This window comes from Azospirillum sp. (assembly GCF_035627195.1).
Classification (GTDB): domain Bacteria; phylum Pseudomonadota; class Alphaproteobacteria; order Azospirillales; family Azospirillaceae; genus Azospirillum.
This window is the reverse complement of record NZ_DASPMG010000054.1, coordinates 1-7,935: the sequence shown is the minus strand read 5'-3', so window position 1 is coordinate 7,935 and position 7,935 is coordinate 1. Positions and strand designations below refer to the sequence as shown.

Annotated in this window: 7 protein-coding genes and 1 pseudogene; 5 read left to right on the top strand and 3 right to left on the bottom strand. The window is 68.5% G+C overall.

The window, feature by feature from the left end:
* Positions 1–642: 642 nt before the first annotated feature.
* The 4 genes from VED21_RS04810 to VED21_RS04795 all read left to right on the top strand — a co-directional run bounded on the left by VED21_RS04810 (position 643) and on the right by VED21_RS04795 (position 3,805).
* On the top strand, positions 643–1,089 hold the full coding sequence (locus tag VED21_RS04810; protein WP_324881180.1) for a toll/interleukin-1 receptor domain-containing protein: 447 nt from the start codon (positions 643–645) through the stop codon (positions 1,087–1,089).
* Positions 1,090–1,092: 3 nt separating this feature from the next.
* Positions 1,093–2,352 carry an NACHT domain-containing protein gene (locus tag VED21_RS04805; protein WP_324881179.1) on the top strand — a complete coding sequence of 420 codons (1,260 nt, stop codon included), beginning with the start codon at positions 1,093–1,095 and terminating at the stop codon, positions 2,350–2,352.
* An 82-nt stretch (positions 2,353–2,434) separates the two neighbouring features.
* A complete protein-coding gene (locus VED21_RS04800; RefSeq protein ID WP_324881181.1) occupies positions 2,435–2,989 on the top strand; it encodes a hypothetical protein in 555 nt (184 codons plus the stop codon).
* Positions 2,990–3,100: 111 nt separating this feature from the next.
* A complete protein-coding gene (locus VED21_RS04795) occupies positions 3,101–3,805 on the top strand; it encodes an NYN domain-containing protein (protein WP_324881178.1) in 705 nt (234 codons plus the stop codon).
* Between the two features lie 73 nt (positions 3,806–3,878).
* Here VED21_RS04795 and VED21_RS04790 read toward each other — a convergent pair whose 3' ends face one another.
* On the bottom strand, positions 3,879–4,715 hold the full coding sequence (locus VED21_RS04790) for a ParB/RepB/Spo0J family partition protein (protein ID WP_324881177.1): 837 nt from the start codon (positions 4,713–4,715) through the stop codon (positions 3,879–3,881).
* Complete coding sequence (locus VED21_RS04785) at positions 4,702–5,718, bottom strand: AAA family ATPase (RefSeq protein ID WP_324881176.1); 1,017 nt, start codon at positions 5,716–5,718, stop codon at positions 4,702–4,704. The genes VED21_RS04790 and VED21_RS04785 overlap by 14 nt, the downstream gene beginning before the upstream one ends.
* A gap of 656 nt (positions 5,719–6,374) precedes the next feature.
* On the opposite strand from VED21_RS04785, the gene VED21_RS04780 reads away from it, so the two are divergent.
* Positions 6,375–7,304, top strand: a complete 930-nt coding sequence (locus tag VED21_RS04780; RefSeq protein WP_324881175.1) for a replication protein RepA — start codon at positions 6,375–6,377, stop codon at positions 7,302–7,304.
* A gap of 216 nt (positions 7,305–7,520) precedes the next feature.
* Here the strand turns inward: VED21_RS04780 and VED21_RS04775 are convergent.
* Positions 7,521–7,935: pseudogene (locus VED21_RS04775) on the bottom strand (hypothetical protein); the annotation flags it as partial.

Below are 7,935 nucleotides of genomic sequence, written 5' to 3'. Positions count from 1 at the left end.
GCGGCGTGGATCGAAGGCGCCGTCCGGCAGCACGAGGTCGCCCAGAATGCCGGTGGCGACCACCAGCCCTCCCCTTCCCTCTTCCATTCCCGCTGCGTCCGCCACAACGCCCTCTCGAAGCCAGATACCCGGTTTAATAGTAGTATCATGGGTTTCACCCGTTTTCTACGTCCGAAAAGAACGCTTGTCGGACGGAAGCTGGACGATGAAACGTCCGTGTCACCAAGAGGCGCTTCAAAACACTCAATCGGGTGTTTCGGGTGTGGAAGTAAGTGGGAGAAGGCCGCGCAAAGCGGCAAGATCGATGGGTTCTAAACCGATCTGCTCTCTTCTAACCGGATCTGGTCTGCAAAACCCCAGTCGGTCTGGGGCGGAAACCACGCGAAACCAGCTTTTAAACTGATCAGCCCGACAACGACACGCTGCGCAACAGGCTGCAAATCCAGGCGTCAGAGCGCGGGGAGCGCACTGTCCCCTTGCGTTTGGGAACCGTCCGGTCCTGACAAAGGAGCCCGAGCGCGTACGCGTGGGACGCCTATCGATGCGACGAAAGCAAATAAGCCTTTCAGTATCATTCTGCCAACCCACGGCCGATCGCCCGTTGACCGCTCCGCGCTCCGCTCGTATCGTAACAGTAAGTCGGTGGTCCGCTACTTCGTCTCCTACGCCCACGACGACACGCTGACCGCCGACCTCCTGAAGCGGCTGAAGCAGCGCCTCGCCCTCGCCCCCACCTGCGTGTTCGAGGCGTGGGACGACCGGGAACTGCAGCCGGGCCAGCGCTGGCGCGACGAGATCCTGGAGGCGATCGCCCGCTGCCCCATCGGGCTGCTGCTGGTCAGCCCGGCGTTCCTCGGCAGCCGCTTCATCACGGCGGAGGAGCTGCCGCGCTTCGTCGCCCGCACGCCGGACGAGCCCGCACCCGGCAAGCGCGCCATCCCGGTGGCCGTGAAGCGGCTGGCGTTCGACGGCACGATGGACCTGAAGGGGCTGGCGGAGGTCCAGGTGTTCCACGACCGCAAGGGCAGGGACTACCAGAGCTGCACCACCGGCCGGCAGCGCGACGACTTCGCCGACGACCTCTACTAGCAGATGCTGAAGGCGGTCGCCGGCCTGTTCCCCACCGATCCCCCTGCCCCGCCGGACGAGCCGCGCGGGCGCGACCTGGACACGTCGCTGCGCCGGGCCATGCACGGCCGCCTGCCCGGCTGCCTGGTGCCGACGGAGGGGCACAGCGGCACGCTGGACAAACTGGTGAAGGCCCTGCCCGCCCCCACCCCGGGCGCCGGAGCCGAGGCGGGCGAGCGGCGGGACGCCGTGAGCTTCCTCATAGAATGGGCCGCCAACCCGAAGGCGCAGCCATACTGCGCCCTGCTGGGCGACCTGGGCATGGGCAAGACGACCACCTGCGTGGCCTTCACCGACGCCCTGCTGCAGGCGCGCGACGGCGGTGGGCCGAACCGGCCGCCGTTGCCCATCTACCTGGACCTGCGGAACCTGGGGGAGGTCGTCGGCGGCGACCTGACGCTGGAGCCCATCCTCGATCGGGTGCTGAAGGGCACGTGGCGCGGCGGCCAGACCAACCCCGGCCTGACGGCGACGGAGGTCATCCGGCTGGTGCGCGAGGAGGGCGCCCTGGTCATCTTCGACGGGCTGGACGAGGTGCTGGTCCACCTCTCCCCCGCCGCCGGCCAGCGCTTCACGCGCGAGCTGTTCCGCATCCTGCCCCCTGCCCTGCTGACGGAACCGGGCCGGCGCGCCGGGCGTCTGCTGATCTCCTGCCGCACACACTATTTCCGCACGCTGCGCGACCAGCAGACGCACCTGACGGCCGAGGGCCGCGACGGCATCCGCGCCGACCTCTACCGCACCTTCATCCTGCTGCCCTTCACCGAGGAGCAGATCCGCGCCTACCTGCGCCAAGCCCTGCCCGACCAGGACCCGGACCGCGTGCTGGAGCTGCTGCGCTCCGTCCACAACCTGACGGAAATGGCCGAGCGGCCCTACACGCTGAGCCTGCTGGCGGAGCACATCGGCGTGGTCGAGCGCTGGCGGGCGGAGGCGGCGCGTCACCGGGGTGGACCTCTACCGCCACATGGTGCTGTCCTGGCTGGAGCGCGACACCGGCAAGCACCAGCTGACCCCCGACCACAAGCATCTGCTGATGGAGCACTTCGCCGCCGCGCTGTGGCGCTCCGGCCGCAAGACCTGGAAGGTCGGCGCGGTCGAACAGGCGCTGATCGATCTGCTGCGCGAACGCCCGGACATCGCCGCCCATTACGAGGGCAAGGACCGCGAGCTGCTGAAGGAGGACCTGCGCACCGCCACCTTCCTGGCTCGCGAGGGCGATGATTCCTTCCGCTTCGCCCACACGTCGCTGCAGGAATTCTTCCTGGCCAGCCACCTGCACCGCACAAAATGGCTGCGCTGCCGGATGAGGAACGTCCACCCGCCGAGCAAGGAGCCGCCTGCGACGCTGTTCGCACTGTGCGAGCCGGAAATGGGGCCGCAGTTTGAGGCGGGGAGCGCGCGGTTGGAGGTGTTGGATGGGCATAGCGTCACCGTATACGCGTGTACTTTTGCGCCGGACGGGACGCGCGTAGCTTCCGCCGGGATTGATGGGACGCTGCGTCTGTGGGACGCCGCCTCCGGCGAAGCCCTCGCCGTCCTGCGCGGGCACGAGGACTGGGTTCAGTCCTGCGCCTTTTCGCCGGACGGCGCGTGCATCGCCTCCACCGGTGACGACGGGACACTGCGCCTGTGGGATCTGGCAAACGGCCAGGAGATTCTCCTGGTTCGCATCTTCATGGCTGGCGGTTGGTCCTCCATCGACCGTCTCAACAATCGCCTCGTCGAAGCCTCCGGCGACGCGTGGCGCTGGCTTCGGTGGGTCCTGCCCACGCCTGACGGCCCCCTGCCCCTCCCTGCCGAAGTGTTCGGCCCCCTGCCCGCGCCGGAGCGGCTGCGCGGCTCCGCCGGGACGCCGTAGCCGGCTGCGGGCGGCGGCGCGGCGGGTTGCTTCAAGACGCCGCGTTCCCGCGCCGCCCGTTCGGTGATCTGATCCGGTGACCGGGACCCGCCGCCGGAGGATCGCCGCCCCATGACGAACCATGAAACCAACCGGGACACGCAGGCCCCGCGCCTTGCCGTGCTGATCGACGCGGAGAACGTTCCCGTGTCGCTGTGGCCGGCCATCCGGCGGCGGCTGCCGCGGCTGGGGCGGCCGGTGCTGGTGCGCGCCTACGCGTGCGGCGGCGCGCCGGGGTGGGGCTTCGCCGACGGAGTGGAGGTGGTGGACGCCGGGGCGGCGGCCCGCGCGCCGAACGCGGTCGACTTCCTGCTGGCCTTCGACGCCGGCCGCATCCGGGAGTCCGGCGCAGTGGACGGCTTCGTCCTGGTCAGCGGCGACGATGGGTTCGCCGCCATGGTCAAGGCGCTGGCCGAGTCCGGTGCCGCGGTCCACGTCATCGTCCCGGCGATCGGCGAGACCTACGGCCGGCGCCTCGCGCGCCATGCCGACGTGTGCCTGCTGGTGGCGCCGCCGGCCGACCCAGTTGCCACCGAACGCGCCGACGGCGCGCCGCAGACCCTGGAGGCGCGCTTCGCCGAGGTTTTTCGCGGCTGCGGCGCGGATGGGGAGGGGTGGGTGCCGCTGTCCGTGCTGGGCGCCGCGCTGAAGGCTGCTGGCGTAGCGTTCCCCGGCAAGCTGGGCGCGCTCGTGTCCGCGATGCCGGGATTCGAGGTGCGTGGCGCCGACGCTACGGGCGCCACGGTTCGCCTGCACCACGACCGAGCGGCTCCGTAGACCCGCCGGGCGGGGCAGGGGAGGGGGCGCCGCCGGAGAAATTGCGACGTCGCAACCTTGCGACGTCGCAAATTCACGGGCGGCGGCTCAGCAGCGCGTCGATCTGGTCGCGCAACGCCTTCAGCGCCGTGATCTGGCCGTCATCCAGCGTTTCGGGCTCCAGCGCGGCAAGTCCCTCGGCGAACTTCGCGACGGCCTTGGTGATCTTCGCCGTGGCGGCGGGCGTCGCGGGTGCCGCGTCCTTGCGCGCCGCGCGAAGCTCCTTGATGGGCGCCCCGCCCTTCGCGCGCTCCCACAACGCCATCTGATGCGCCTTCGGCGCCTCGGCGATTTCGAACATGGCGTTGATGCCGACCCGGCCAGCATGGTTCGGATAGTCGTCGCGGATCGCGCCCGGCAGGTCCAGCAGCTTCAAGGTGCGGGACACGTAGGTGTCCGACTTGCCGATCAGGCGCGCCACGTCGCGCTGCGTCGCGGCGTTCTCCAGCATGCTGCGGATGCCGTCGGCCAGTTCCAGCGCGTTGAGGTCCGCACGCTGGATGTTCTCGACCAGCGCGGCGACGGACGGATTGGTGTTCCGGGTGACGACGGCCTTGATCGTCGTCTTGCCGGCGAGCCGGCTGGCCCGCACCCGCCGCTCACCGGCGATGAGCTGGAAGCGCTGGCCCGCCCGCGTCACCAGGATGGGCTGGATCACCCCGACCGACGCGATCGACGCCGCGAGGTCGCCGAGTTCGCCCTCGTCGAAGGTCTTGCGCGGCTGGCGCGGGTTCGGGTCGATGAGGTCCAGCGCGATCACCTTGAGGATGTCGCCGTCGTCGTCCGCGAACAGGCTGACCGTGTCGGCGGTCTGCTGAACCAGATCGTCCACGTCGTCGAGGTTCGACGTGTTCAGCTTACGCGGCGGCATTGATGGTCTCCTCGGTGAAGGCCAGGATGGCGTCCGCGATCTCGGCATAGCTTTCGGCACCGGCCGCCTTGGGGTTCAACTCCAGAACCGGCCGGCCGGCGAGGAACGATTTGCCGTAGTCGGCCGCGTCGCGCACCGGCGTGAACAGGCGCACACCCATCTTCTCGGACTGCCGCTGCAGCCGGCCCAGAACCTCCTGGTCGGCGGTGCGCCGGGCGTTGAAGAGGGTGGGGAGGATGCCCAGCAGCCGGATGTTCTTCTTCGCGAAGCGCCGGACCTTGTCAACGGTGCTGAACAGGCTCGCGATGCCGGCATAGGCCAGGCCCTCCGTCTGGCACGGAACGATCAGCGCGTCCGCGGCGGCCAGCGCCGTGACGGAGATGTAGCCGAGGTTGGGCGGGCAATCGAGCAGCAGGACGTCGTACCGGCCAACGACCTCCTCCAGCTTCGACTGCAGGACCCCGCCGGCGAGCGGGTTCGTAACCAGCGTCGCCTCGGCCTCGGCCAGCGAGATGCTGCTGGGGATCAGGTCGAACTGGCCGTCGCACACGGGGATGATGGCTTCGGCGGTGGGTGTGTCCTTCGTCAGCAGCCAGGTCAGCGTCTTGCCGACCTCGTCCAGCTTCTGTGGCTTCTGGCCGAGGTGGAGCGTGGCGCTGCCCTGCGGGTCGCAGTCGACGAGCAGCACCTTCTTGCCGCGCTGCGCCAGCAGCGTCGCCGTGTTCAGCGCGCTCGTGGTCTTGGCGACCCCGCCCTTCTGGTTGGCGAAGGCCACGATGCGGGCCGGCCCGGACGCCGTGCGCGTACGCGCCGCCAAGGCGTCGCGCACCACCGTGCTTACCAGATCGGGAACGGGCGTGCTGCCGGTCTCCCAGGCGCTGACCTTGTTGCGGTCATAGCGCCGGTCGAGCCGTTCGTTGAGCCATGCCGCCAGCCCGGCTTGGTCGAGTTGCCGCCCCTCGCGATAAGCCCGCAGTTCGGCTCCGCTGATTTTATCCGCCATGATCCGTGCTCCTGCCCGTTTGCGGCGAGAGTGGACCCGAGCGGATTCAGCGTCAACCCCTGATCTTCCGCTTACGGAAGACAGGTATTGCGGTTTCCGCTTTCGCTAGAAAGCCAGGGGGAAGTATCCGCCACAAGGCCGGCGATCCGCCCCCGCACATCCGTACTTTTGCGACCACGCCGGAAACGGCTGGCGGAAGATCGAAGCACCGGCCCGTACTTTTGCGACCGGCCACCGGAGTCCCCACAGATCCGGCGTCGCCCGCCCTCGCACCACCGTACTTTCGCGACCCCTCCTTCGGTCGCGGTCCCGGCCGAAGATGAAGGGGGAAGGGGAGGGCGGGCAGAGGCATCCCACACCCCCGTACATTTGCGACCTGTGCTCCCCGCACGACCCCGCCGCCGATTCGCGTCGAGCCGCCCCGTACTTTTGCGACCACGCCCGTTTGCCCACAGCCACCGTCCGTACTCTCGCGACCTTCCCCCGTACCTTCGCGACCTGCAGGCCCCGCCGACTCGGCCTATCAACCGTACTTTGGCGACCAAGCAACTAATAAGATTCCAAATAACTCTTCTACTAGCCCGGTCGCTAAAGTACGGATTGACCGGACCGCCCGCTGATCCGTTATTCGAGACAACGCAGTGAGGGAGGCCACGATGGGCTCGGTTCATGAACTGATCACCCGCGTCGGAGTCGAAGAGGCCCGCCGTCGGGTTCCGACGACCGATCGCAAGATCGTCGACACCGCTGCGGCCGTGCTCGCCACGGAAAGCCGGGCGATGGGCATCACCTATGCCGGCTTCTGTCTGACCTCGCTCCCCCACAACGAGCTTCCCGACGATCAGATCTGGGAACGCCACGGGCACCGGGTCAAGCTGGTCGTCGAGCCGGGGCGCCTTCCCGACCACACCGGCAACATGCGGCTCTATGGCGTGCCTTACGGCTCCCGCGCCCGCATGATCATGATCTATCTGCAAAGCCGGGCCATCCAGACCAATTCGCCGGAAGTCGAACTCGGCCAGTCCATGTACGAATGGATGACGCGGATGGGTATTTCCGACGGCGGCAAACAATACCGTCAGGTCCGCGAACAAGCCGACCGCATTTCCGCGTGCCACCTGACGTTCGTCTGGTCCGAGGAACAAGGCCAGCGCCAACGCTTCTCGAAGGACAGCATCGTCAAGGACGGCATCCAGCTATCCAGCGGTGATCCAAAACAGCTGCGCCTGTGGGTCGACACGGTGCGCCTTTCCGACAGCTTCTTCAAAGCGCTGAAGGAGCATCCGGTTCCCGTCTGGGAACCGGCGATGAAGCTGATTTCCAGCAAGAGCATGTCCATCGACCTCTACGTCTGGCTGGCTTACCGGCTTCACGTCCTGACCGAACCCACGCCCATCACATGGGCCGCGCTTTACGCGCAGTTCGGCTTTTCGTACCAGAACCTGAAGCACTTCAAGCCGCGCTTCATCGAATCGCTCAAGATGGCGACGGCGGTCTATCCGGAAGCCAACGTCGAGGTGAACGAGAAGGGACTGGTGCTTCGTCCTTCCGCTCCCCCGATCCCGCAGCGGAAGCTGCTCGGCTGACCGGCTCGGCTCCGGCCGGCATCTCGGCGCCGCAGGGCGGATCCGTACTTTTGCGACCGCCACCTCCCGCCGATCGCAACGCGACCATCCGTACTTTTGCGACCTCGTCCGGACCAGAATGGCGACGCGGGCCGACACATCTCACGATGCGGCCACGCGCTGAACGAGTGGCAGGTCCACGGCCTTGAGAGACATCCTTCGCGGAAGGATCGCCGGTCAACCGTCGCCCAGCAGGGCGTCGATGCGGCGGCGCAGGTCCAGGAGGGCGTCGCGGTCGGCCATCGCCAGCGGCTCCTCCATGGGCTCCAGCCGGGCGAAGACGCCGACCACGCGGCGCGCCGCGGCGATGGCGCGGGGCAGGGTGACCGGCCCCTCCGCCGCCACCGCCCGCCGCTTCTCGCGCGCCGCGCGCACGGTCAGCCCGCCGCGCTTGGCCAGCTCCCACATGGCCAGCTGCGCCGGCTCGTGGGTGACCCGCGCGATCTCGGTAAGCAGCGAGCGCGAGACGTGCCGGCGGTACGACGGGAACTCGCGCTGGATGCGGTCGGGCAGGCCGGCGATCACCATCACGTCGCCCACCCACGTCTTGGAGCGCCCGACGATGCGCGCGATGGCCTCGCGCGCGTGCCCC

Coding starts and splice junctions, on each gene's coding strand:
- VED21_RS04785 (WP_324881176.1), bottom strand. CDS start 5,718: ATGGCGGATAAAATCAGCGGAGCCGAACTGCGGGCTTATCGCGAGGGG.
- VED21_RS04800 (WP_324881181.1), top strand. CDS start 2,435: ATGAGGAACGTCCACCCGCCGAGCAAGGAGCCGCCTGCGACGCTGTTC.
- VED21_RS04795 (WP_324881178.1), top strand. CDS start 3,101: ATGACGAACCATGAAACCAACCGGGACACGCAGGCCCCGCGCCTTGCC.
- VED21_RS04805 (WP_324881179.1), top strand. CDS start 1,093: ATGCTGAAGGCGGTCGCCGGCCTGTTCCCCACCGATCCCCCTGCCCCG.
- VED21_RS04780 (WP_324881175.1), top strand. CDS start 6,375: ATGGGCTCGGTTCATGAACTGATCACCCGCGTCGGAGTCGAAGAGGCC.
- VED21_RS04790 (WP_324881177.1), bottom strand. CDS start 4,715: ATGCCGCCGCGTAAGCTGAACACGTCGAACCTCGACGACGTGGACGAT.